At 73.3% G+C, this 24,006-nt stretch carries 20 protein-coding genes; 12 read left to right on the plus strand and 8 right to left on the minus strand.

What is annotated here, in order from left to right; genetic code table 11:
• Positions 1-23: 23 nt before the first annotated feature.
• From ACFWJX_RS07465 to ACFWJX_RS07475, 3 genes are read left to right on the plus strand one after another with little or no spacing between them, the layout of a single operon-like run.
• Positions 24-1,625, plus strand: coding sequence for an ABC transporter permease (locus tag ACFWJX_RS07465; protein WP_383238178.1), 1,602 nt, complete (start codon positions 24-26; stop codon positions 1,623-1,625).
• Entirely contained in the window at positions 1,625-2,641 is a 1,017-nt protein-coding gene (locus tag ACFWJX_RS07470) for an ABC transporter ATP-binding protein (RefSeq protein WP_383238181.1), read from the plus strand. Before ACFWJX_RS07465 ends, ACFWJX_RS07470 begins: the two co-directional genes overlap by 1 nt.
• A gap of 25 nt (positions 2,642-2,666) precedes the next feature.
• A complete protein-coding gene (locus ACFWJX_RS07475) occupies positions 2,667-3,473 on the plus strand; it encodes a maleylpyruvate isomerase family mycothiol-dependent enzyme (protein WP_383238184.1) in 807 nt (268 codons plus the stop codon).
• A gap of 57 nt (positions 3,474-3,530) precedes the next feature.
• Here the strand turns inward: ACFWJX_RS07475 and ACFWJX_RS07480 are convergent, their stop codons facing one another.
• From ACFWJX_RS07480 to ACFWJX_RS07510, 7 genes are all read right to left on the minus strand, one after another.
• Positions 3,531-4,241 (minus strand): LAETG motif-containing sortase-dependent surface protein, encoded by a 711-nt coding sequence (locus ACFWJX_RS07480; RefSeq protein WP_383238187.1) that lies wholly within the window; start codon positions 4,239-4,241, stop codon positions 3,531-3,533.
• Positions 4,242-4,400: 159 nt separating this feature from the next.
• Positions 4,401-5,525 (minus strand): LOG family protein, encoded by a 1,125-nt coding sequence (locus tag ACFWJX_RS07485; protein ID WP_383238190.1) that lies wholly within the window; start codon positions 5,523-5,525, stop codon positions 4,401-4,403.
• A 34-nt stretch (positions 5,526-5,559) separates the two neighbouring features.
• Complete coding sequence (locus ACFWJX_RS07490) at positions 5,560-5,979, minus strand: VOC family protein (RefSeq protein WP_383238193.1); 420 nt, start codon at positions 5,977-5,979, stop codon at positions 5,560-5,562.
• 149 nt (positions 5,980-6,128) lie between these two features.
• Positions 6,129-7,583 carry a hypothetical protein gene (locus tag ACFWJX_RS07495; protein WP_383238197.1) on the minus strand — a complete coding sequence of 485 codons (1,455 nt, stop codon included), beginning with the start codon at positions 7,581-7,583 and terminating at the stop codon, positions 6,129-6,131.
• On the minus strand, positions 7,565-8,305 hold the full coding sequence (locus ACFWJX_RS07500) for an ABC transporter ATP-binding protein (RefSeq protein WP_383238200.1): 741 nt from the start codon (positions 8,303-8,305) through the stop codon (positions 7,565-7,567). Before ACFWJX_RS07500 ends, ACFWJX_RS07495 begins: the two co-directional genes overlap by 19 nt.
• A 222-nt stretch (positions 8,306-8,527) precedes the next feature.
• A complete protein-coding gene (locus ACFWJX_RS07505) occupies positions 8,528-9,892 on the minus strand; it encodes an aspartate aminotransferase family protein (protein ID WP_383238202.1) in 1,365 nt (454 codons plus the stop codon).
• A 19-nt stretch (positions 9,893-9,911) separates the two neighbouring features.
• Entirely contained in the window at positions 9,912-10,427 is a 516-nt protein-coding gene (locus ACFWJX_RS07510; RefSeq protein WP_383238205.1) for an Lrp/AsnC family transcriptional regulator, read from the minus strand.
• 171 nt (positions 10,428-10,598) lie between these two features.
• Here ACFWJX_RS07510 and ACFWJX_RS07515 point away from each other — a divergent pair, with 171 nt between their 5' ends.
• The 8 genes from ACFWJX_RS07515 to ACFWJX_RS07550 all read left to right on the plus strand — a co-directional run bounded on the left by ACFWJX_RS07515 (position 10,599) and on the right by ACFWJX_RS07550 (position 16,772).
• Positions 10,599-12,047 (plus strand): gamma-aminobutyraldehyde dehydrogenase, encoded by a 1,449-nt coding sequence (locus ACFWJX_RS07515; RefSeq protein WP_383238208.1) that lies wholly within the window; start codon positions 10,599-10,601, stop codon positions 12,045-12,047.
• A 188-nt stretch (positions 12,048-12,235) separates the two neighbouring features.
• On the plus strand, positions 12,236-12,601 hold the full coding sequence (locus ACFWJX_RS07520) for a sortase-dependent protein (protein WP_383238211.1): 366 nt from the start codon (positions 12,236-12,238) through the stop codon (positions 12,599-12,601).
• The gene (locus ACFWJX_RS07525) at positions 12,598-13,215 is read left to right on the plus strand and encodes a class F sortase (RefSeq protein WP_383238214.1); all 618 of its coding nucleotides are present in this window, start codon (positions 12,598-12,600) and stop codon (positions 13,213-13,215) included. The genes ACFWJX_RS07520 and ACFWJX_RS07525 overlap by 4 nt, the downstream gene beginning before the upstream one ends.
• Positions 13,212-13,703 (plus strand): RNA polymerase sigma factor, encoded by a 492-nt coding sequence (locus ACFWJX_RS07530; protein ID WP_383238217.1) that lies wholly within the window; start codon positions 13,212-13,214, stop codon positions 13,701-13,703. The genes ACFWJX_RS07525 and ACFWJX_RS07530 overlap by 4 nt, the downstream gene beginning before the upstream one ends.
• Entirely contained in the window at positions 13,687-14,175 is a 489-nt protein-coding gene (locus ACFWJX_RS07535) for a hypothetical protein (protein WP_383238220.1), read from the plus strand. Before ACFWJX_RS07530 ends, ACFWJX_RS07535 begins: the two co-directional genes overlap by 17 nt.
• Positions 14,176-14,251: 76 nt before the next feature.
• Positions 14,252-15,220: a hypothetical protein gene (locus ACFWJX_RS07540; RefSeq protein ID WP_383238222.1), complete on the plus strand. Its 969-nt coding sequence runs from the start codon at positions 14,252-14,254 to the stop codon at positions 15,218-15,220.
• 18 nt (positions 15,221-15,238) lie between these two features.
• Positions 15,239-15,895, plus strand: coding sequence for a hypothetical protein (locus tag ACFWJX_RS07545; RefSeq protein WP_383238225.1), 657 nt, complete (start codon positions 15,239-15,241; stop codon positions 15,893-15,895).
• Positions 15,873-16,772 carry an inositol monophosphatase family protein gene (locus tag ACFWJX_RS07550; RefSeq protein WP_383238228.1) on the plus strand — a complete coding sequence of 300 codons (900 nt, stop codon included), beginning with the start codon at positions 15,873-15,875 and terminating at the stop codon, positions 16,770-16,772. Before ACFWJX_RS07545 ends, ACFWJX_RS07550 begins: the two co-directional genes overlap by 23 nt.
• Positions 16,773-16,781: 9 nt before the next feature.
• On the opposite strand, the gene ACFWJX_RS07555 is transcribed toward ACFWJX_RS07550, so the two are convergent.
• Positions 16,782-18,038: an SLC13 family permease gene (locus tag ACFWJX_RS07555; RefSeq protein ID WP_383238489.1), complete on the minus strand. Its 1,257-nt coding sequence runs from the start codon at positions 18,036-18,038 to the stop codon at positions 16,782-16,784.
• 167 nt (positions 18,039-18,205) lie between these two features.
• Here ACFWJX_RS07555 and ACFWJX_RS07560 point away from each other — a divergent pair, with 167 nt between their 5' ends.
• The gene (locus tag ACFWJX_RS07560) at positions 18,206-24,004 is read left to right on the plus strand and encodes a TIR domain-containing protein (RefSeq protein ID WP_383238231.1); all 5,799 of its coding nucleotides are present in this window, start codon (positions 18,206-18,208) and stop codon (positions 24,002-24,004) included.
• Positions 24,005-24,006 lie beyond the last annotated feature (2 nt).

The following is a 24,006-nucleotide window of genomic DNA, read 5'->3' on the forward strand; positions in this document are numbered from 1 at the left end:
GGAGCGCGGCGCGGCTGGGGCTCATGGCCCTGCCCGTCGCGTTCTTCGGGATGTTCTTCGCCTACCCGGTCGCCGCGATCCTCTCGCGCGGACTGTACTCCGGCGGCGGCTGGCACTTCGGGCGCCTGTTCGACGTGCTCGGGCAGTCCGACATCCGGCACGTCCTGTGGTTCACCACCTGGCAGGCACTCGCCTCCACCGCGCTCACCCTGCTGATCGCCCTGCCCGCCGCCTACGTCTTCGCCCGGTTCTCCTTCCCCGGCAAGCAGGTCCTGCGGGCCGTCGTGACCGTCCCGTTCGTGCTGCCGACCGTCGTCGTCGGTACGGCGTTCCTCGCGCTGGTCGGCCGCGGTGGTCTCCTCGACGAGCTGTGGGGCGTACGGCTGGACACCACCGTGTGGGCGATCCTGCTCGCCCACGTCTTCTTCAACTACGCCGTCGTCGTGCGGACGGTCGGCGGACTGTGGGCGCAGCTCGACCCGCGGCAGGAGGAGGCCGCGCGGATGCTCGGCGCCTCGCCCTTCCGGGCCTGGCGGCAGGTGACCCTCCCGGCCCTCGCGCCGGCCGTGGCCGCCGCCGCGCTCATGGTGTTCCTCTTCACCTTCACCTCCTTCGGCGTGGTGCAGATCCTCGGCGGCCCGACCTTCTCCACGCTGGAGGTCGAGATCTACCGGCAGACCTCCGAGATCTTCGACCTGTCGACGGCCGCCGTCCTCACGATCGTCCAGTTCCTCGCCGTCGGCGCGATCCTCGCCGTGCACGCCTGGACCGTACGGCGGCGGGAGAGCGCGCTGCGGCTGGTGGACGCGGCCGGGACGGCACGGCGGCCGCGTGGGGCGGGGCAGTGGGCGCTGCTCGCCGGAGTGCTCGGCACGGTAGCGCTGCTGCTCGTGCTGCCGTTGGCGGTGCTGGTGCAACGCTCCCTCGACGCCCCCGACTTCGCCTACTACCGGGCGCTGACCAGCGACGACGGCAATGTGTTCCTGGTCCCGCCGATCGAGGCCATCGGCAACTCGCTGGAGTACGCCCTCGTCGCCACCGTGATCGCGGTGACGGTCGGCGGGCTGGCGGCGGCGGCCCTGACCCGACGGGACGCCGGGCGGCTGGTCCGCGGGTTCGACGCGCTGCTGATGCTGCCGCTGGGCGTCTCCGCGGTGACCGTCGGCTTCGGCTTCCTGATCGCGCTCGACGAACCTCCGCTGGACCTGCGGGCCACCTGGATCCTGGTGCCGCTCGCGCAGGCGCTGGTCGGCGTGCCCTTCGTCGTACGGACCATGCTGCCGGTGCTGCGCGCGGTGGACGAGCGGCTGCGGGAGGCGGCGGCCGTGCTCGGGGCGTCGCCGTGGCGGGTGTGGCGGGAGGTGGACCTGCCGATGGTGCGGCGGGCGCTGCTGGTCGCCGCCGGGTTCGCCTTCGCCGTGTCGCTGGGCGAGTTCGGGGCGACGGTGTTCATCGCACGGCCCGACAACCCGACCCTGCCGGTCGCCGTGGCGCGGCTGCTGGGGCGTGCCGGGGAGCTGAACTACGGGCAGGCGATGGCCCTTTCGACGATTCTGATGCTGGTGTGCGCGATCGCCCTGCTGGTGCTGGAGCGGCTGCGCACCGACCGTACGGGGGAGTTCTGATGCTGCGGCTCGAAGGCGCGACCGTGCGGTTCGCAGGGCGGGCGGTGCTGGACGCCGTCGATCTCGACGTCGTCGAGCACGAGGTGGTGTGTGTGCTCGGGCCCAGCGGCAGCGGCAAGTCGACGCTGCTGCGGGTGGTGGCCGGGCTGCAACCCCTGGACGCCGGGCGGGTGGTGCTCGACGGACGTGACCAGGCGGGAGTGCCCGCGCACCGGCGGGGGCTGGGGCTGATGTTCCAGGACCATCAGCTGTTCCCGCAGCGGGACGTGGGCGGCAACGTCGCCTTCGGTCTGCGCATGCGCGGCACCGACCGGCGACGACGACAGGAACGGGTGGGGGAGCTGCTCGATCTGGTCGGGCTGCCGGATGCCGGCCGCCGGTCCGTCGCCGCGCTGTCCGGCGGTGAGCAGCAGCGGGTGGCGCTGGCCCGTGCGCTCGCGCCGAGCCCACGGCTGCTGATGCTGGACGAGCCGCTCGGGCAGCTCGACCGGTCGCTGCGGGAGCGGCTGGTCGTGGAACTGCGGGAGCTGTTCGGGCGGTTGGGCACCACGGTGCTCGCGGTCACGCACGACCAGGGCGAGGCGTTCGCGCTGGCCGACCGGGTCGTGGTGATGCGGGACGGGCGGATCGCCCAGTCCGGTACGCCGCTGGAGGTGTGGCAGCGGCCGGCGGACGCGTTCGTGGCCCGCTTCCTCGGCTTCGACAACGTGGTGGAGGCCGGCGTCGCCGAGGAGGCCGCGGACACGCCGTGGGGCAAGGTGCCGGTGCCGGCCGGCTCCCCGCAGGGCGTCCGCACGCTGCTGGTGCGGCCGGCCGGGGTACGGCTGGTGGACGCGGAACAGGGCCTGCCCTGCACGGTCGCCGCCCGCACCTTCAAGGGCACCCATGTCGCCCTCCACCTCCAGCCGGAGAACGCGCCGCGCCTGGAGGCAGCGTGTGCGCTGCGGCTGGCGCCGGAGGTCGGGGACACGGTCGGGGTGGAGTTCGACGCGGCCGAAATCGTGGTGCTCGACTGATCGTCCCGCCCGTACGGTGTCGCGTATGACCCTTCTCGCACATGAGCGGTACTGCGACGAAATCGCCCACCAGGTAGGTCTGTTGCGGTCGGTGGTGACCTCCGGAGCCGATCTGTCGGCCACCGTTCCGACCTGCCCCGACTGGTCTCTGGAGCAGCTCGTCCGGCACACGGGCGGGGCCCTGCGCTGGGTCGAGCTGCTGGTGCGGACGCGGGCGCAGGAGAACGTCGCGGAGGAACAGGTCCCGTCGCACGGCGGGCCGGAGGCCCAGGGCGACCCGGCCGCGCTGGACGCCTGGCTCGCGGAGACCGGTGAGGCGGTCGTGGCCGCGCTGCGGGAGGCCGGGCCCGACACGAGGGTGTGGGGCTGGGCCGGGGGCGGTGACGCCCGGTTCTGGGCCCGCCGGATGACCCACGAGATCACCGTGCACCGCGCCGACGCCGCTCTCACCGCCGGGCTGCCCTACGACGTGGCGCCCGAGGTCGCCGCCGACGCGCTGGACGAGTGGCTGTACCTGGTGGAGTGGGTGCAGCGGAACCTGCCGCACCGGGCGTCCGACGAGCTGCGCGCCGAGGAACACCGGGGCCGCAGCATCCATCTGCACGCCACCGACGCGCCCGCCGGACTGGACGCCGAGTGGCTGGTGGAACTGACCGAGCAGGGGATCGCCTGGGATCGCGGACACGAGAAGGCGACGGTGGCGCTGCGCGGCCCGCTCACCTCGGTCCTGCTCGCCTTCTATCATCGACTGCCGCTGGACTCACCGGAGTTGGAGGTCGTCGGCGAGCGGGAGCTGCTGGAGTTCTGGCTGGCGAAGACGAGCTTCGGCTGAACCGGAGAGTGGCCCGACCCTTCCTGGACGCGTTCTCGGGGCGGGCCACTCGGCTGGTCAGCGGTTGCCGGTGCCCTTGCGGCGCATGCCGAAGAAGACCGCTCCGCCGCCGACGAGGACCAGGACGGCCGCGATGCCGACGATCAGGCCGGTGCGCGAACTGGCGCCGGTCTCGGCGAGGTTGGACTCCTGGGCGGCGGGCGACGGCGCGTTGCTCGCGGAGGCCGCGGGCACGGTGCTGTCGCTCTCGGAGGCCGACCGGGTCGGCGTTCCCGACCCGGCCGGGGTCGAGGCGGTGTCGGAGGGGGTCGTGGACGGGGCCGAGGGCGTCGACGGGGTGGTGGGGGTGTCGTCGGCACCGGTACAGGCCTTGGCGGGGGCCTCCAGGATCGGTATGTCGGCGTCGAGCTTGCTGCCGGACTTGATGTGGACCCGGTACTTCGCGCCCGGTGCCCAGTCCTCGGCGAAGGTGACGGCGACGCCCTCGGCCGAGCCCTTGATCGGCGTGGGCTCGCCGATCCGCCTCAGGTCGGCGTTGTTGTTCTGGAGGAAGACCGTGACGACCGCGGGGGTGGCCGTCGCGTCGGTGGCGGTGACGGTGATGACGCCCTTCGAGCCGTCGCAGGAGGCTGCCGCGGAGAATTGCCCGATACCGAGGGGGTCGGTGGCCAGCGCGGAGCCGGATGTGCCGAGGACAAGAGCGGCAGAGGCGCCGACGAGACCGAACATGCGCACCGAACGAGCGGCGGTACGGCGGGATGGGGACACGTTTGTCCTTTACGTGATGTGCAACTGCGGGGGGCGGAGGGGGAGATGCCGCCCCCGATGCGGCGGCGACAGCCTCCCCAGGGGTCCCACAGGTCTATAAGCGTTCCATAAGAAGTGTCAATGCGTCGATGGTTCCGGCCGCTCGGCTTTGCCCGCTCATTAACCGCCGAGACGTTTCAGCGCCTCAGGAGCCTCCTCGATCCGGTCGACCAGGGCGATACGGGCCCCCATCGACCGTTCCCCGGCGAGCTTCCGCAGCAGCGGCCAGGCCGGCAGCCACTCCGTCCAGTGCGCCCGGTCCACGAGCACCATCGGCGTCGGCTCGCCCCGTGACTCGTAGTAGTTGGGTGTCGCGTTGTCGAAGATCTCCTGTACGGTCCCGGCGGCGCCCGGCAGGAACACGACGCCGGCGGTGCAGCGGGCCAGCAGGCCGTCCTCGCGGGTGGCGTTGGAGAAGTACTTGGCGAGGTGCGCGGCGAAGGGGTTCGGCGGCTCGTGGCCGTAGAACCAGGTGGGGACGCCGACCGAGGTGCCGCCTCCGGGCCAGCGGGTGCGGACCGCGAAGGCGGCCGACGCCCAGTCGGTGACCGAGGGCGTGAACTTCGGCGCCTTGGCGAGCAGCTGAAGCGCCTCGGGGAGCATGGCGTCGGGGAAGGGGGCCGCGTAGGCGCCGAGGTTCGCCGCCTCCATCGCGCCCGGACCGCCACCGGTCGCCACCGTCAGTCCGGCGCGGGCGAGTTCGCGGCCGAGGCGCGCGGCACCGGCGTACGCGTCCGTCCCGCGTGCCATGGCGTGGCCGCCCATCACCCCCACCACCCGGGAGCCGACGAGGAGTTCGTCGAGCGCGTCCGAGACGGCGTCGTCGTGGATCGCGCGCAGCATGGAGGCGAATATGTCGCCGTCCGCCTTCGTCTGCTGGAACCAGCGGTAGGTCCGGGCGTCCGGGGTCGACTCGTAGCCCTCGTCGAGCGAGGCGAACAACTCGTCCGGCGTGTAGACGAAGGCGCGGTACGGGTCGAAGGAGAGGCCGGGTATCGGCGGGAAGACCAGGGCACCGCGGGTGCGGGCCATGGTCGCCGCGGCCGGGTCCATCGGGCAGCCGAGGAAGACGGCGCCCGCGGTGTCCACGGCGAGCAGGACGTCCGTACGGTCCGTCAGGTCGACCGCCTGGACGCGGAAGTGGGCCAGGGTGCCCCGGGTGGAGACGACCTCGTCGAACTCGGCGAGGGACTCGATCTCGCGGTCGTGGGTGCCGTCGTACGGCTGGGCGGGTGTCGGATGCACCCGCCCATGCTAGGCGTGCCGTGTCACCGGCGGATCAGCCCTGGATCGCCGCCGGGTCCATCCAGACGACCTCCCAGGTGTGGCCGTCGAGGTCGTCGAAGGAGCGGCCGTACATGAAGCCGTGGTCCTGCGTCTCGTTGGCCGGCGAACCGCCCGCCGCCAGGGCGCGGTCGACCAGTTCGTCGACCTTCTCGCGGCTCTCGGCGCTCAGCGCGATCATGACCTGGCTGGTCTTCGTGGCGTCCGCGATCTCCTTCTTGGTGAAGGTCGCGTAGAACGGCTTGGTGAGCAGCATCGCGATGATGTTGTCGCTGATCACCACGGAGGCCGCGTTCTCGTCGCTGAACTGGGGGTTGATCGAGTAGCCCAGCTCCGTGAAGAACTTCTTGGAGGCGTCCAGGTCGTTCACGGGCAGGTTGACGAAGACCATCTGCTGGTAGGCCGGAGTGCTCATCGGGGTGTCTCCCATCGGGTCGTACGGCAGGTGCGCGGTGCGCGTGTTCTTCGGTGGGGTAGACCCGGGGCCCGCGCGGAAGTCATCGGTGGTCGAAGATTTTTCTCGCTCGGATTTTCGTACGGCGGTCGGCGGCTCCCGTACCCGGCTCAGGGGGTCAGCGGCAGAGCCGCGAGGGCGGCCACGGTCAGGGTGAGCGGGACGAACAGCGCGGCGAGGGCGCCCGCCCGGAGCGCTGCCGCGCTGCGCAGCGCCGTGGACGGGGCGCCGAGGCGGAGGAGGGCGGCCGTCGTGTCGGCGCGGGCCTGGCGGGCCTCGACCGCGGCGGTCAGGAGCGTGGCGAGGGCGCAGCCGGCGACCAGGGTCGCGCCGAGGGTGGTCAGCGGGCCGAAGGACGAGTCGGCGGGGTCGTACAGGACGGCCATCGTGTACGCGCCGGAGGCCACCGCGCACAGGATGCCCAGGGGGCCGCCGATGCGGGACGCCTCCTCCATCAGGCCGCGGCCCGCGAGGAGGCGGAGGGCGCCGGGGCGGGCGGCCTGGAGGAGTCGTCCGCAGAGGTGGGTGAGGCTGGGGCCGGCCACGGCCAGGCCGATCGCCGTGAGGGTCCAGCCGAGGAGGACGGCGGCGGGACCGGTCGGGCCGCCGGGGAGGGTGAGGTGCTGGCCGGGGGTGCGGCTCGCGTACGCCTCCACGGCCAGGCCGGCGGCGAGGAGCGCCGCGCCCCAGGGGAGGGTGGTGGGGTTGGGGCGGGGAGGGCTGGGGGGCGCGCCGTGCGGGATGGGGTTGTGGGCCGGGGTTTCCTGGGGGCCGTCGGCTGGGGCCGGGGGGTGGGTCGCGCTGCTCGGCGCCGGCGGGGTGCCTCCCCCGGAGGGGGGACCCCCAGCACCCACCTGTGCCACCCCGGCGGCATGGATGCCCGCAGCCTGAGGGGACGGCTGGGGGCCGCCTTCTCCGGATGTCTCGGCGGCACTGTGGCGGGACTGTCTTGCGCCGAATCGTCCGTAGGCGCCGAATGTTTCCTGGAGCTTCGCCGTGGGGGTGAAGCGGCGGAGGGCGAGGCCGGTGCCTCGGGAGTTCGCCGCCAGGTGGGTGTCCCGCGGGCGCAGGGTCAGGGCCACCGCCAGCGAGGCTGCCGCCGGGGTGAGGGCCAGCAGGGTGAGGGCCGCGGGGAGGGGCAGGGGGACGTCCGCCGCCAGGAACGACGCCGCTGCTCCGTCGAAGGGCATGCCCGTGAGGTCGCCGCGGAGGTGGAGGAAGAGGAGCAGGGCCAGCATCGAGCCGACGGCGGTGGACAGGGCCGTCGTGGTCGCCGAGATCGCCATCAGGCGGGCGGGGCCCAGGCCGATCGCCGCCAGGCCGGGGCGGGGCCGGGTGCCCGGGTCGGTGCGGGCGACCGCCAGGGCGAAGTGGACGGTGGCGGCCAGCGGGACCGTGCACCAGGCCAGCCGGAGCGTGGAGCCCGCCGGGGTGCCGGGGTGGCTCAGGGCGTGGCCGAGGGTGCACAGCAGGAGGAAGCCGGTTCCGGCCGAGGCCGTCGCGACGAGCAGACGGCGCAGTTGGACGGCCGGACGGGCGCTGCGGGTCAGGCGGAGAGCGAGCACGCCGCCCGGCCTTCCGACTCGGTGACCGGCGGCAGATGGACGGTGCGCACCCGGCGTCCGTCCAGGAGGGAGATCGTGCGGTCGGCGAGGGCAGCGGTGTCGGTGTCGTGGGTGGCCAGGACGACGGTGATGCCGTGCGAGCGGGCCGCCGTGGTCAGGGTGCGCAGCACGTGGCCGCGGTCCGCGTGGTGCAGGGGGGCCGTCGGCTCGTCCGCGAACAGGACCGACGGGGCCGGGGCCAGGGCGCGGGTGATGCAGACGCGCTGGCGTTCCGACTGGGTGAGTTCGTAGGGCCGCAGGCGGGACTTGTCGCCGATGTCGAGGCGTTCCAGCCACTCCAGGGCGGCGACCTTGGCGCGGCGGCGGCTGGTGCCGCGCAGCATGAGGGGGAGGGCCGCGTTCTCCCAGACGTTCAGCTCGGGGACGAGCACCGGGGCCGGGTCGATCCAGCCGAAGCGGTCGCGGCGGAGCCGTTCGCGGGCCATCGGTCCCATGGTGTGCACGGGGACGCTGTTGAACCAGACCTCGCCACGCTGGCCGCGGGCCAGCCCGGACAGGCAGTGCAGCAGGGTCGTCTTGCCGCTGCCGCGCGGCCCGGTGACGGCGAGGATCTCGCCCTCCCGCACGCCGAGGGACACGCCGCCCAGCGCGGGGGAGCCGTCGGGGTGCGTGTAGTGCAGGGAGCGTGCCCACAGCACGTCGTTGTCCGGCGGGGCCTCCATGGGCGTACACCTTCGTTTCAGATCCGTAGTTCCCGTGTCGTTCCCCCGTCCGGGGGAACGAAGGCAGGGCCGATCGGTCACTGGCACGCTAGGCAGCCCGGCTCGGGCATCCGGACAGCACACGGCCCCGGGCCGCCGTTTCTCACTCGAACGGACGGCACCGGGGCCGGTGTTGATCACCTGAGAGGAAGATCCCCAAACATCATCAGGGCTTCGTCCTCATCAGAGCTTCGTCCACGCCTCCGTCAGTGTGGCGCGCAGGATCTGCTCGATCTCGTCGAAGGTCTGCTGGTTGGAGATCAGCGGCGGGGCGAGCTGGATGACCGGGTCGCCGCGGTCGTCGGCACGGCAGTACAGGCCGTTGTCGAAGAGGGCCTTGGACAGGAAGCCGTACAGGACGCGCTCGGTCTCCTCGTCGGTGAACGACTCCTTCGTCACCTTGTCCTTGACCAGCTCGATGCCGTAGAAGAAGCCGTTGCCGCGGACGTCGCCGACGATCGGCAGGTCGTACAGCTTCTCCAGGGTGGCCCGGAAGGCGCCCTCGTTGTCGAGGACGTGCTGGTTGAGGTTCTCGCGCTCGAACAGGTCGAGGTTGGCGATGCCGACGGCCGCCGAGACCGGGTGGCCGCCGAAGGTGTAGCCGTGCAGGAAGGTGTTGTCGCCCTTGTAGAACGGCTCGGCCAGGCGGTCGGAGATGATGCAGGCGCCGATCGGGGAGTAGCCCGAGGTCATGCCCTTGGCGCAGGTGATCATGTCCGGCACGTAGTCGAACTTGTCGCAGGCGAACATCGTGCCCAGGCGGCCGAAGGCGCAGATGACCTCGTCCGACACGAGCAGGACGTCGTACTGGTCGCAGATCTCGCGCACCCGCCGGAAGTAGCCGGGCGGGGGCGGGAAGCAGCCGCCCGCGTTCTGGACCGGCTCCAGGAAGACGGCGGCGACCGTCTCGGGGCCCTCCATGAGGATCTGCTGCTCGATCTGGTCGGCGGCCCAGCGGCCGAAGGCCTCCGGGTCGTCGCCGAAGAGCGAGGCGCGGTAGATGTTCGTGTTCGGGACCTTGTGCGCGCCCGGGACGAGCGGCTCGAAAGGGGCCTTCAGGGCCGGCAGGCCGGTGATGGACAGGGCGCCCTGCGGGGTGCCGTGGTAGGCGACCGCACGCGAGATGACCTTGTACTTGGTGGGCTTGCCGGTCAGCTTGAAGTACTGCTTGGCGAGCTTCCAGGCGGTCTCGACCGCCTCGCCGCCGCCGGTGGTGAAGAAGACCTTGTTCAGGTCACCGGGCGCGTGGTGGGCGAGGCGTTCCGCCAGCTCCACGGCCTTGGGGTGGGCGTAGGACCACACCGGGAAGAACGCCAGCTCCTGCGCCTGCTTGAAGGCGGTCTCGGCCAGTTCCGTGCGGCCGTGACCGGCCTGCACCACGAACAGGCCCGCGAGACCGTCGAGGTAGCGCTTGCCCTTGTCGTCGTAGATGTAGGTGCCCTCGCCCCGGACGATCGTCGGGACGGGCGCGTTCTCGTACGAGGACATGCGGGTGAAGTGCATCCACAGGTGGTCGTACGCGGTGCGGCTGAGGTCCTTGGTGCTCACGGTTATCGGGTCCTCACGGTTATCGGGTTCCCCACATGTATGTCTGTTTCTTGAGCTTCAGATAGACGAAGCTCTCGGTGGAGCGCACGCCGGGCAGGGCACGGATGCGTTTGTTGATGACGTCGAGCAGGTGGTCGTCGTCCTCGCAGACGATCTCGGCGAGGACGTCGAACGAGCCCGCGGTCATCACCACGTACTCGACCTCCGCCATGTCGGTGAGCGCGTCGGCGATCGCCTCGGTGTCGCCCTCGACGTTGATCCCGACCATCGCCTGCCTGCGGAAGCCCACGGTGAGAGGGTCCGTGACGGCGACGATCTGCATCACGCCCTGGTCGAGCAGCTTCTGGACGCGCTGGCGCACGGCCGCCTCCGACAGGCCGACGGCCTTGCCGATCGCGGCGTACGGCCGGCGGCCGTCCTCCTGGAGCTGCTCGATGATGCCGAGGCTGACGGCATCCAGGTGAGGGGTGCCGTTCTTTGACTCGCGGGAGTCCCGGTGCTCTGCGCTTCGACTGGCCACGACGTCACTCTGCACGACGTCTCGATAGTTGCGCAAGGCGTGGGCGATGAAATTCGTTGTTTACGTCGCTGAGACTTGCGGATTTCGCAGGAGTGGCGCGATCGGGGGTGTTGAAAACGTCGGTCGGCCGATTAGGGTGGGTGTCTCAGTGATTGGACAGTTCGACCCTGACACAGGAGGCCGGCAGTGAGCACCGAGCCGCGTGGGCTGCGCACCCTACGGAATTACATCGCCGGTGAGTTCCGGGACGCCGCCGACGGACGGACCACCGAGGTGGTCAACCCCGTGACCGGCGAGGCGTATGCGACCGCACCGTTGTCCGGCCCGGCGGACGTGGACGCCGCCATGAAGGCCGCCGCGGCCGCCTTCCCGGCCTGGCGCGACACCACCCCGGCCGAGCGGCAGAAGGCCCTGCTGAAGATCGCGGACGCGTTCGAGGAGCGCGCCGAGGAGCTGATCGCCGCCGAGGTGGAGAACACCGGCAAGCCGATCGGGCTCACGCGGTCCGAGGAGATCCCGCCCATGGTCGACCAGATCCGCTTCTTCGCGGGCGCGGCCCGGATGCTGGAGGGGCGCTCGGCGGGCGAGTACATGGACGGCCTGACCTCGATCGTGCGCCGCGAGCCGGTCGGCGTCTGCGCGCAGGTCGCGCCGTGGAACTACCCGATGATGATGGCCGTGTGGAAGTTCGCCCCGGCGATCGCGGCCGGCAACACGGTGGTGCTCAAGCCGTCCGACACCACGCCGGCCTCCACCGTCCTGATCGCCGAGATCGTCGGCTCGATCCTGCCCAAGGGCGTCTTCAACGTCGTCACCGGCGACCGCGACACCGGCCGCCTGATGGTCGAGCACCCGGTCCCGGCGATGGCGTCCATCACCGGCTCCGTCCGCGCCGGCATGTCCGTCGCCGAGTCCGCGTCCAAGGACCTCAAGCGCGTCCACCTGGAGCTGGGCGGCAAGGCGCCGGTCGTCGTGTTCGAGGACACCGACATCGCCAAGGCCGTCGAGGACATCTCCGTGGCGGGCTTCTTCAACGCCGGCCAGGACTGTACGGCCGCCACCCGCGTCCTCGTCCAGGAGGCCATCCACGACGAGTTCGTGGCGGCGCTGGCGAAGGCCGCGTCCGAGACGAAGACGGGGCAGCCGGACGACGAGGACGTGCTCTTCGGCCCGCTGAACAACCCCAACCAGCTCCAGCAGGTCACCGGCTTCATCGAGCGTCTCCCCGCCCACGCCAAGGTCGAGGCGGGCGGCCACCGGGTCGGCGACAAGGGCTACTTCTACGCCCCGACCGTCGTCTCCGGTCTGAAGCAGGACGACGAGATCGTCCAGAACGAGGTCTTCGGCCCGGTCATCACCGTCCAGACCTTCACCGACGAGGACCAGGCCGTCGAGTACGCCAACGGTGTCGAGTACGCCCTCGCCTCCTCGGTGTGGACCAAGGACCACGGCCGCGCGATGCGCATGTCCAAGAAGCTCGACTTCGGCTGCGTGTGGATCAACACCCACATCCCGCTCGTCGCCGAGATGCCCCACGGCGGCTTCAAGAAGTCCGGCTACGGCAAGGACCTGTCGGGGTACGGCTTCGAGGACTACACGCGCATCAAGCACGTGATGACGTCGCTCGACGGGTAGACCTGCGGCGGTTCTGCCGCCCCGCCCCACCGCGCCGCCCCGGACGGGAGTTCTCCGTCCGGGGCGGCGCTGTGCGGAGTTCACCGCCATCCGGCTTTGCCATCTCTTTACAACCTGTGGCCACGCTGTCTCGTCTCTCCGCTCGATCCGTCACGCAGCCCGTGCGGACCGACGAAGGAGAACGACTCATGCGATTCATCCGCCGAACCGGCTTCACCGCCCTGGCCGTCGCGGGCACCGCCCTGCTGATCGGGGCGGGGCCCGCGTTCGCCGACGGGGGGACGCCGACTGCCGTCCCGTCCACCCCCGCGACGGCACCCACGCCGGCTCCCGCCCCCAGCGAGGCGACCCCGGTGCCCGCGCCCACCGTGGCACCGGGCTCCGACGACCAGGTCCCTGTCGTCCCCCGTGGGGCCGCCGACACCGGTGAGGCCACGACGGCCGCGCCGTCGTCGGGCGACGGCACGCTGATCGGCGGCGGTCTCGCGGCGGCCTTCGCCGCGGGCGGCGCCGGGGTGTACGTCCTGCGTCGCCGGAGGACGACCGGCGCATGAGCCCGTACTCCAGGCGCGCCTTCCTCACCGTGGCCGGCGCCGGCCTGCTCGCGGGCTGCGCCGGCGGCCACCCGGCCGACCGGGCCGCGAGCAGCCCGCCCGCGTCACCGGCGCCCTCCGCGGATCCCCCGGCGGGGACCGCGCGGCCGCTCGGGCGCTCGGCCCCCGTCGCCCTGCGGATTCCGGCCATCGGGGTCGACACCCCGGTCGTACGGCTGGGTCTGCAGGCCGACGGCAGCGTGGAGGTGCCCGCCGTCACCGCCGACGACCGGGCCGGCTGGTACCGGTACTCGCCGACGCCCGGCCAGACCGGGCCGTCGGTGCTCCTCGGCCATGTCACGGTCGGGAAGTACGGGGACGGCGTCTTCCGCCGGCTCGACCGGCTGCGGCCGGGCGACGCGATCACGGCACGCCTGGAGAACGGGACCACCGCGGAGTTCACCGTCACCGCCGTACGGACCGTCGGCAAGAAGGACTTCCCCACCACCGACGTCTACGGGAACGTGGACCGGCCCGAACTGCGTCTCATCACCTGCGGCGGGCCGCTCACCGGCGACGAGTACCGCGACAACGTGATCGTGTTCGCGGTCCTGACCCCTGCGGGAGAGCGGTGAAACGATCCCGCGAGAGGGCGGCGGCCGAACTGTTCGCCGCCCTCTACCCGCGCCTGGCCGGCTGGTGCCGCCGGCTTGTCGACGACGACGAGACCGCCCACGAGATCGCCTCGGAGGCCTTCACCCGGCTCTGGGCCCGCTGGACGGCGGTCGCCGAGCCGCAGGGCTTCCTCTACGTCACCGCCGCCAACCTGGTCCGCGACCACTGGCGCAAGCTCGAACGCGAACGCCGGGCCGTGCGCCGGGCGACCGTCGAGGCCGCGGTCAACCCGCCCGCCCAGCCCGCCGACCCGTCGGTCCGGCTGCTCGTGCAGTCCCTGCCCGACCGGCTGCGGGTGCCGATCCTGCTGCACTACTACGCTGACATGCCGATCCGGGAGGTGTCCGCGCTCACCGGGCGCAAGGAAGGAACCGTCAAGGCCGATCTGCACGCGGCCCGCGAACTGCTCCGCGCACACCTGGGGAGAAGCCTTGATCACGCACGCTGACGACGCGGGCGACGGCACGGACCGAACGCCCGACGACCCGCTCACCGTCATCCTGCGGCCCCCGTCCGGCCACCTGGCCCCGCCACCCGGCCACTACGAGGCCGTCCGTCGCGGCGCCGTCCGCCGTCGGCTGCTGCGGACCACCGTCGGAGTGGGCGTGACCTGCGCGGTCGCCACCCTGGCCGTGCTGCCGCTGCGCCTGGGCGGATCGGAGGCACCGGCCGCACCCACGGTCCCGATGGCCCCGCCGCCCGCGAGCAGCCCGTCGGCCGTGCCGACTCCGTCGGCGTCACCCGTCCCCTCCGTCCCGGACCCCACCGAGGGCAGCCGGACCCCGGAGCCCGGCACCGACACCGAAATGCCCACACCCGGCCCGGCCCCTACGGAGTCGCCGTCGGAGGCTACGTCCGCGCCGTCCGCCGGGTCGGGTACGCCCTCGATCGCGCCCTCCCAGACCGGTACGCGCCGTTGAGGACGATTCACGCACCGTAGCCGCGGACGGCTCCTTGCTCCTACTCTGGAGGTCACCGTCGGGGGAGGGTGGGAACGTGACGCGCAGTACGCCGCAGCAGCCGTCCGGGGGCAGACTCGAGCACTCGATCGCGTGGGCGGTCAGAAACGCGGACGGGGTCGTCGCCATCGGCGTCGCCCTGGTCGTCGGCCTGATGGACATCCTGGACAAGGACTTCGACGACAACATCGTCACCGGCTCCATCCTGCTGGTCCTGGCGGCGCTGGTGTACGGCTCGCTGACCGAACGCCGGCGCCGGCTGGCCGACATCCGGGGCGCGACCGAGGGCACCAGCCGGGCGATCGAGGACCTGGCCATGGTCCGTACGCTCGCCGGTCCCGAGGTCGGCCTGGCGCACGAGCAGGCCCGGCGCGCCACCGCCCGCTGGGTGTTCAAGGGCGGCACCGGCACCTACCTGCGGGCCGTCACCCTCCCGGAGTGCGTCCTGGAGGCACAGCGGCGGCGGCGCTCCCTCAGCATGAAGATCGACATCGTGAACCCGGCGGACGACCGGGCGTGCGAGGCCTACGCGCGCTTCCGCCGCACCTTCGGGCACCGGCAGGAGAGCGGCGCGTTCACCGAGTGGACCACCGAGCGCACCCGCAAGGAGTCGTACGCCACGGTGGTCGCCGCCGCCTGGCACCGGCAGCGGCTGGACACCCTGGAGATCGACGTGCACCTGTCGTCGGTGGCCCCGACCCTGCGCTTCGACCTCTCCGACACCTGCCTGATCATCACCCAGGACGATCCGCGCCGGGTGAGCCTGTACGTGGAGCGGGGCCGGCCGCTCTACGACTACTACGTCACCGAGCTGCACCAGAGCCGCGAGCAGGCGGTCAAGCTCGACCTGCGGGAGGCGACCGGGCTGAGCGACGAACCGACCGTCGACGAGGTGCGCCGCCTGCTGGACCGGCTCGGCCTGCCGCTGCCGGCCGGCTTCACGGACCGGGACGTCGGCGACATCATCGACAGGGCGCTGCACGCGGAGGATCCGTACCGGAGGTAGGTCTCAAGGGGGGCGACGATGGACTACCCGGCCCTGGAGCGGGCGGCACGGCGGGGGGCCGTCGGCGAGGTGCTGCGGCAGGCCGCGGCGGAGCTGGAGGAGGTCGTCAGCGGCCGGAGGGCACTGCGGGCGGTGCGGCATCCGCTGGGATTCGTGTGCCTGCCCGTGCTGCGGGACGGGCCGCGGGGGGTGTGCGTGCACGTCTTCGGTCCCACCGACCCCGGTCTGACCGGGCATCAGGTCCACTCGCACAGCTGGGACCTGACCAGCACCGTGCTGTACGGGCGGCTCGGCAACCGGCGGGTGGGCGTCCACGAGGAACCCGAGACACCCACCCACCGCGTGTTCGAGGTGCACAGCGACCCCTCGGGCGTGGACGAACTGCGGCCCACCCGGCGGCTGGTGCGCTGCCTGCCGGGTGCCGAGCAGACCAGCTCCCGCGGCCAGACCTACGCCCTGCCGGCCGGGGAGTTCCACACCACCGTGGTGCCGGACGGCAGCCCGGCCGCCACCCTGGTGCTGGGGCGCACCCTGCCCGGCCGGGCGGACCTCTCCCTGGGCCCCGTACGGGCTCCGGGCCGCCGGGTGGTCCGCAGGACGTGCGACGCGGCCCAGACCGTCCGGATCGCGCGGGCCGCCCTCAGGAGGATCCATGAGCCCGAACCCCTTTCCTGACCTCACGGCCCGTTTCAGCTCCGAGTGCGCCACGGCGGTCGCCGCCGCCGAGGAGGCCGGGGCGCTGCTGCGGTCCCGTTTCCCCGACGGCTTCACCGCCCGGCCCAAAGGGGAACTCGGCGACGTCGTCACCGACCTCGACCTGATGGCCGAGCGGCTCGTGGTGGACCGGATCCACGCGCGCCACCCGCACGACCTGATCCTCGCCGAGGAATCGGGCGAGTCGGGCGGCGACGGCAGCGGGCGCACCTGGCTGGTGGACCCCCTCGACGGCAGCAACAACGTGGTGATCGGCCTGGCCGTGTACGTCGTGGGCATCGCGCTGTGCGTCGACGGCGCCCCGGTGGTGGGGGTGGTGCACGACCCGGTGAGCGGACGGACCTGGTCGGCGCGGCGCGGCTGCGGCGCGTACGGTCCGGGCGGGCGGCTCACCCCGCCCGCCGGCCGGGACCGTCCGGCCCCGCCCGCCGGGCCGCTGCTGGCCTGGACCCAGGGGCACGGCGTGCGCCGCGACGACCCGGCCGCCCGCGCGCTGCGGCACACGGTCGAACTCGGCTCCCGGCGGCTGCTCCAGCTGTGGGCGCCGCTGCTGGCCTGGGCGATGCTCGCCCGCGGCGACATCGACGGGTTCGTCGGCTACCGCGCGGAGGCCATCGACCTGCCCGCCGGAGCGCTGCTGGCCCGCGAGGCCGGGGTGGCCGTCCGGCACCTGGACGGCCGGGAGTTCGGCGGCGGCTTCACCGGCCCGGACACCGAACGCTCCTTCGTCGCGGGCCGTCCGGGGGTACTGCCGCAGTTGCTGGAGCTGGCGGCGCGGGCGGAGGCAGGGCCCGTGACGGAGGCGCACGCGGGTCTGCCGGAGCCGACCCAGTCGTAGCGCCGCGCCTCAGCCCGTGATCGCCAGCACGCCCACCGACGCCGTCACCGCCGCGACCGCGAGCACCGCGCCGGTTCCCATCAGGCGGGCCAGCGGGACCCGTACGCCGTACGCGTGGCAGCGTTCGTACCAGAGGAGGGTCGCCAGGGAGGCCCAGGGGGTGATCACCGGGCCGGCGTTGGTGCCGACCAGCAGGGCGAGCAACTGGTCGTGGTTGGCGAGGGGGACGGCCGCCTCGCCGGCGAGGTAGACGGGGAGGTTGTTGAGGGCGTTGGACAGGCCCGCGCCGACCGCCGCCGCGCGGAACATGCCCCCGACGCCGCCGTCGTGGCCGACCGCGGAGGCCAGCAGGTCGTGCAGGCCGTTGGCGTTGACGGTCTCCACGACCAGGAACATGCCGGGGACCATCACCAGCAGCCGCCAGGGGACCAGGGACAGCCGCAGGGCCGCGCGGTCGCGTGCCGCGAAGGCGGCGACGGCGACCGCGGCGGCGACCGCGGAGGCCACCCACAGCTCCACGTCCGCGACCAGGGTCGCCAGCAGGAACCCGCCACAGGCCAGTCCGCAGACGCGGAACAGCACCGGGTCGGCGGGCCGGTGCGGTCCCGGCGGCACATAACGGTCGCCGTTCCGTACCGGTGGAGGAGCCTCCACCCGTACGTCCTCCACGCGCGCCGCGCCCGGCCCCGCGCCCGGAGCCGTCCCGCCCGGACCCGCCGAACCCCGCCGTCCGCGCCGCCAGTAGAACCCCCACAGGCAGGCCATGGTCACCGCGATCGCCGCGAGCTGCGGGGCCCACATCCGGCCCGCCAGGCCCAGCGGGGACAGCGCGACCCGGTCCGCCGCCAGCAGGTTCGTCAGGTTGGAGACCGGCAGCAGCAGGCTCGCCGTGTTGGCGAGCCAGACCGTGGTCATCGCCAGCGGGACGGCCGCGATGCCGACCCGGGTGGCCAGGGCAAGCATCACGGGGGTGAGGAGGACCGCCGTGGTGTCCAGGTTGAGGGCGATGGTGGTGACGGAGGCGAAGGCGACACAGAGCAGGAAGAGGAGCGGGTACCGGCCCCGCCCGGCGCGGGCGACCCGGGCCGCGACCACGTCGAAGACCTCGGCGCGGCTGGTGAGGTCGGCGAGCACGATCACCGTGCCGAGGAACGCCAGCAGCGGGGCGATGCGGGTCATCGCGTCCGAGGCCGAGCCGGTGGGGAGCAGCCCGGTGGCCACGCAGACGAGTCCGGTCACGAGGAGACCGATCGCCACCTGGTCCAGTGCATGAAGACGCCGCAAACCACCCACGCCCGGCAGGATCGCACATCTGTGCCCCGCTGTAACCAGGGGGTACTTGCGTGCGGCGGTTTCGCGACGGGGGTCCCCGGGCCGGGAAAGTGGCTGCGAAACCGGTGCATTTCGGTGCTCGCTCATAGCATCATGAATACATGGGGGACCGTCAGCTCACCGCAGGCACAGGCCCGTTGGACTTCTTCGTCAGCTATTCGCCGGCCGACGAGCGCTGGGCGTCGTGGATCGCCTGGATCCTGGAGGAGGCCGGGTACCGCACCGTCCTCCAGGCCTGGGACTTCGTGCCCGGCACCAACTTCGTGGACTTCATGGACCGGGGGGTGAGCGAGTCCGCTGCGGTCATCGCCGTGCTGTCGCGCAACTACGAACGCTCCCGGTACGGCCGTATGGAGTGGCAGGCCGCCCTGCGCGCCGATCCGGACGCCCCGGACCGCCGGCTGATCACGGTCCGGGTCGAGGACATCCCGGTGGAGGGACTGCTCGCCACCATCACCTACGTCGACCTGGTCCCCGTCGCCGACCCCGCCGCCGCCCGCGACCTGCTCCTCACCCGGGTCCGCCAGGCCCTCGACGGCCGCGCCCGGCCCACTCTGCGCCCCGACTACCCGGGCGACGGCCACCCGGCGCCGCCGGCCCCGCCGGTGCCGGCCGCGCCCCCGCCCGGACGATCCCTCGGGCGGCCCGGCTGGGCCGGCCGGCGCAGGCCCGCGGCGCCGCCGGCGTACCCGCGGGTCGCCGGGGACGCGCCGGGGCGCGAGACGGTCACCGTGCTCCAACTGGCCGGGCCCGCCTTCGGACGCGGCCAGGACCCCGCCGAACTGCAGGCGGCGATCTGGGGAGACCTGGTCGAACTCACCGACGCCGGCGTCCCGGCGCCCGACCTGCTGGTGGTCACCGGTGACCTGACCGCCTCCGGCAGCCCCCGCGAGTTCGACCAGGCACTCGCCTTCCTCACCGGGCTGCGCGCCCTGCTCGGCCTCGAACCGCACCGGGTCGCCCTCGTCCCCGGCGGCGGGGACGTCAACCAGGCCGCCTGCCGGGCCTACTTCAGCACCTGCGAGGCCGACGAGATGCCGCCCCGGCCGCCGTACTGGCCCAAGTGGCGGCACTTCGCCCGGCTGTTCCAGGAGCTGTACCAGGGCCTCGACGTCGTCTTCGACAGCGATCAGCCGTGGTCGCTGTTTCCCGTGCCCGAACTGCGCACGGTCGTCGCGGGCCTCAACTCCTCCATGGCGTACAGCCACCGGCTCGACGACCAGTACGGTCTGGTCGGACCCGAGCAGGCCGCCTGGTTCGCGCAGGCGCTGCGGCCGTACGAGGAGGAGGGGTGGCTGCGGATCGGGGCGCTGCGGCATCCGCCCGGCCGGGGCGGGGGCGCCGGCCGGGACGGGGCGGGACCGTTGCGCGACACCGACGTCCTCGGCAGGCTCACCGCGCCCCGCCTGCACCTGCTGCTGCACGGCCCGGCCGGACCGGGCGCCCACCCCGTCCTGACCACCGCCTCCGGAGAGCTGCCGCTGCTCGGCGCCGCCGGACCCGGCGGGCACCGGCTGCTGCACCTCGGCGGCGACGGGCTCACCGCCTGGCAGGGGCCGGGCGACCCGGAACGGCGGCCGGTGGAGTGGCGGCGCGCCCACCGCGCGTTCGGACCCGGCCCGGCCGACCCCGAGGCCGACGAGCCCACCCCGGACCCCGGCGACCCGGCGGAGCCCGGACCGCGCACCGTCCAGTCCCCGGCCGAGGCGCTGCTCGCCCGGGTCGCCGAGGTCTGCCGGACGCGGCACGAGGGCGCCCAGATCCGGCCGGTCGCCGGTCCGGTGCCGCAACTGCTCGTCACCTGGAACCAGTCGGGCTTCATCCGCCAGCAGCGGGTCGCCGTGCACACCGGCACCCCGACCGCCGAGGACGTCGAACGGGTCGTGGCGCTGGTGCACGCGGCGGACGCCGAGACCGAGGCCGAACTCGTCCACGACGGGCCGCCGCCCGCCCGCGACCTGCGCGACCAGGCCCGCCGCAGAGGCGTCCGGGTCCGCAGCTTCACCGAGTTCCAGGGCCTGCTCGACCTGCGCGCGTACGTCGCCGCGCAGAGCGAGCGGCTGCGCACCGACCCCCGCTATCCGCCGGGCATGTACCTGCCGCAGCGGTACCGTGAGGTGGAGCGTCTCGGCGCCGAGGACCGCGACGGCCTGGTCGACGACATGCTCCGCCTCCTCGACGCCGACCAGGGCCGCTTCCTGCTGCTGCTCGGCGACTTCGGGCACGGCAAGACGTTCGCGCTGCGCGAGCTGGCCCGCCGCATCCCGGCCGAACTCCCGCACCTCGTCCCGCTGTTCGTGGAACTGAACGCACTCGACCGGGCCTACTCCTTCGAGGGCCTGGTCGCCGCCCACCTCGCCGCGCACGGCGTCGACACCATCGACCTGCGCGCCTTCCGGTACATGCTCCGGCAGGGCCGGATCGTGCTGCTCTTCGACGGCTTCGACGAACTCGTCAGCCAGGTCACCTACGACCGCGCCGCCGAACGCCTCCAGGTGCTGCTGGACTCCGCCGTCGACAACGCCAAGATCGTCGTCAGCAGCCGCACCCAGCACTTCCGCTCGCAAGGACAGGTGCTGACCGCCCTCGGCGAACGCGTCGGACTGCTCCCGCACCGCCGGGTCCTGGCCGTCCAGGAGTTCACCCCCGCCCAGATCCGTGCCTACCTGGTCAACCGCTACCACGGCGACGACCGTGCCGCCGACCGCCGGCTGCGCCTCCTCGACGCCATCCCCGATCTGCTCGCCCTGTGCCGCAACCCCCGGCTGCTCGGCTTCGTCGCCGACCTCGACGACGACCAGCTGCGCGCGGTCGCCGGCGCGGGCCGCGCCCTCAGCCCCGCCGGGCTCTACCGCGAGGTGCTCACCGCCTGGCTCCGCTTCGAGGAACAGCGGGCCGGCGGCGGCCCCGGCCGCACCCCGGGCCTCAGCCTGGACCAGCTGTGGAACGCGGTCACCGCACTCGCCCTGCGGCTGTGCGAGAGCGGCCGCGACGCCCTGCGGCTCGACGAGCTGACCGACGTCGCCGAGACCCTCACGGGGCTCGCCGACAGCCGGCTGACCGTGCCGCAGGCCGCGCACGCGGTCGGCTCCGGCACCCTGCTGGTGCGCGACGACGACGGCGTCTTCCGGTTCATCCACGGCTCGGTCGTGGAGTGGCTCGTCGCCCGCGCGTGCGCCCTGCGGCTGGCCGCCGGGAACACCTCGCTGCTCGACCGGCTCGCCCTGAGCCGCCTCACCGTCGAGTTCCTCTGCGACCTCGCCGACCACCGCACCTGCCAGGCCTGGGCCGAACGCACCCTGGGGGACGGCGCCGGGGGCGGCGAGACCGCCCGCGCCAACGCCGTGAAGATCCTCTCCCGGCTGCGGGTGCCCGCCCACACCGACCTGCGCGGCGCCGCCCTCGCCGGGGAGGACCTCTCCTACCGTGACTTCTCCGGCGTCGACCTCACGCGCGCCGACCTCACCGACGCCCGGCTCGTCGGCGCCGACCTCTCCGGGGCCGTGCTGCGCGACGCCCGCCTCACCGGGGCCCGCCTCGACGGCGCCGATCTCACCGGCGCCGACCTGCGCGGGGCGGATCTGCGGCGGGCCCGGCTGATCCGCACCGACCTGACCGGTGCCCGTGTCGAGGGCGGGAGATGGCGGCGGGCGGCCCTGGTGTCGGCGACCGCCGGACCCGGACTGACGGACACCCCGGAACTCGCCGCCGCCGCACTCGCCCCCGGCATGGCCGTCGACTCCGGCTTCCGGCCCTCCGCGGTCGGCGTGCCGTACGGCTACGACATGCGGACCAGCCGACTGCCCGAGCCGATCTCCTACAGCCCGGACGGCGAACTCCTCGCCGTGGGCAGCGAGGACGGCGGGGTGCTGGTCTGCGACGCCGTCACCGGGACCGCCCTGCGCACCCTGGAGGGCCACACCGACCGTGTGTACGGCGTCAAGTTCCGGGAGCGGGTGCTGGCCACCGGCAGCGCGGACGGGACCGTACGGTTGTGGGACCCGGTGTCCGGGAGCTGCCGCCATGTGCTGCGGATCCACGACAGCGGCGTCTGGCCCGTCGTCCTCGACGCCGACGGCTCACTGCTGGCGACCGGGGACGCCGACGGCGTGGTCACCGTGTGGGACACGGCCACCGGAGCGCCCCTGCACCGGCTGGCCGGTCACTCCGCGCCCGTCTACACCGTCGCCTTCGGACCGGGCAACGCCACCCTGGTCACCGGGGACGCCGCCGCCGGCGTACGGCTGTGGGACCTGGCCGGCGGGCGGCCGCTCGGGGAGTTGCCGGGGCACCGGGGCGCGGTGTTCCGGGCCCGGTTCAGTCCCGACGGGACGCTGCTGGCCACCGGAGACATGGGCGAGGGCCGGGCCGGCACGGTCCGGGTGTGGGACGTCGCCGGACGGCGGGTGCTGCACACGTTCACCGGGCACGCGGGGCGCGTCTACACGCTCGACTTCCACCCCGGGGGACGGTTCCTGGTCAGCGGCGACACCGAGGGCGAGGTCCGCCTGTGGGACCTCGCCGCCGGGACCGGAGCCGGGCTGCTCGGCGGCTGCCGCGGCGCGGTGTACCAGGTCCTGTTCGATCCGGACGGGACGCTGCTCGCCGCCGGGGACAGCCAGGGCGTGGTCCGGCTGTGGCGGATCACACCCGACGCCGACGCGGTGGCCGTCCCGCTGACCCGCCAGCCCACCGACCACCGCGGCTCGGTCTGGGTGTGCAAGTTCCGTCCGCACGGAGACTCGCCCGCCCCCGAGACCGGCGCCCTCCTGGTGACCGGCGCGAACGACGGTGTCGTACGGCTCTGGGACCCGGCCACCGGACAGGGGCGGCGGATCCTGCGCGGTCACGGGCGGCGGATCGGGACGCTGTCGTTCAGCGCCGACGGCTCGATGCTCGCGGCCGGCGGCAACGACGGGATCGTCCGGCTGTGGCACGCCGGTTCGGGGCGGCGGCTGCGCGAGCTGGCCGGGCGGAGCGACCGGCTGGTCTCGGCGGTGTTCGGCCCCGACGGCCCGCTGCTGGCCACCGCGGGCAGCGACGGCGACATGTATCTGTGGAACGCCGGCACGGGCGAGTACCAGCGAGAGATGGACGTGGAGACCGACCACGTCTGGGCCGAGGCGTTCAGCCCCGACGGCCGACTCCTCGCCACCGCCAACGACGACGACACCGTACGGCTCTGGTACCGGGCCACCGGCGCCCATGTCACCACCATCGGGGAGCACTCGGGCCGGGTCCGCTCCATCGCCTTCCGGCCCGACGGACGGGCCCTGGCCACCGGCTGCGACGACCGGAAGGTGCGCGTCTGGGACCGCGACGACCGCCGGATCACCGCCGTCCTCGACGGGCACACCGACCGCGTCTACGCCGTGGCGTTCGCGCCCGACGGGTCTTGGCTGGCCAGCGCCTCCTGGGACGGGCGTGCGGTGATCTGGCGGGACGGGGTGATCGCGCACCGGCTGACCGGGCACACCGGCAAGCTGTGGACCGCGGCCGCACATCCCGGCAGGCCGCTCCTCGCCACCGCGGGCGACGACCGCACGATCCGGCTCTGGGACCCGCGCACCGGCGAACAGAGCGCCGTCCTGACCGGGCACACCGGACGCGTGCTGGCGGTCGCCTTCCACCCCGACGGCTCACTGCTCGCCAGTGGCGGCGAGGACGGGACCGTACGGCTGTGGGACCTGCCCGAGGACGGGCCGGCCGCCCTGCGCGCCACCCTGGTCGGGCTGCCGGGCGGCTGGGCCGCGCTGTCGCCGTCCGGCGCCTACAAGTTCGAGGGCGATGTCACCGGCGAGTTCTGGCACGCGGTCGGCATGTGCCGGTTCGAGCCGGGCGAGCTGGACGGGCACCTGCCGGGGGTACGGCACGTGCCGCTGGACGGGGAACTGCGCTGAGG

It is taken from the genome of Streptomyces sp. NPDC058335, assembly GCF_042723915.1.
Lineage (GTDB): Bacteria > Actinomycetota > Actinomycetes > Streptomycetales > Streptomycetaceae > Streptomyces.

Excerpts from the sequence above, each read along its gene's own strand:
- ACFWJX_RS07465 (WP_383238178.1), top strand. The coding sequence starts at position 24 with ATGGCCCTGCCCGTCGCGTTCTTCGGGATGTTCTTCGCCTACCCGGTC.
- ACFWJX_RS07470 (WP_383238181.1), top strand. The coding sequence starts at position 1,625 with ATGCTGCGGCTCGAAGGCGCGACCGTGCGGTTCGCAGGGCGGGCGGTG.
- ACFWJX_RS07475 (WP_383238184.1), top strand. The coding sequence starts at position 2,667 with ATGACCCTTCTCGCACATGAGCGGTACTGCGACGAAATCGCCCACCAG.
- ACFWJX_RS07490 (WP_383238193.1), bottom strand. The coding sequence starts at position 5,979 with ATGAGCACTCCGGCCTACCAGCAGATGGTCTTCGTCAACCTGCCCGTG.
- ACFWJX_RS07500 (WP_383238200.1), bottom strand. The coding sequence starts at position 8,305 with ATGGAGGCCCCGCCGGACAACGACGTGCTGTGGGCACGCTCCCTGCAC.
- ACFWJX_RS07520 (WP_383238211.1), top strand. The coding sequence starts at position 12,236 with ATGCGATTCATCCGCCGAACCGGCTTCACCGCCCTGGCCGTCGCGGGC.
- ACFWJX_RS07525 (WP_383238214.1), top strand. The coding sequence starts at position 12,598 with ATGAGCCCGTACTCCAGGCGCGCCTTCCTCACCGTGGCCGGCGCCGGC.
- ACFWJX_RS07545 (WP_383238225.1), top strand. The coding sequence starts at position 15,239 with ATGGACTACCCGGCCCTGGAGCGGGCGGCACGGCGGGGGGCCGTCGGC.
- ACFWJX_RS07550 (WP_383238228.1), top strand. The coding sequence starts at position 15,873 with ATGAGCCCGAACCCCTTTCCTGACCTCACGGCCCGTTTCAGCTCCGAG.
- ACFWJX_RS07560 (WP_383238231.1), top strand. The coding sequence starts at position 18,206 with ATGGGGGACCGTCAGCTCACCGCAGGCACAGGCCCGTTGGACTTCTTC.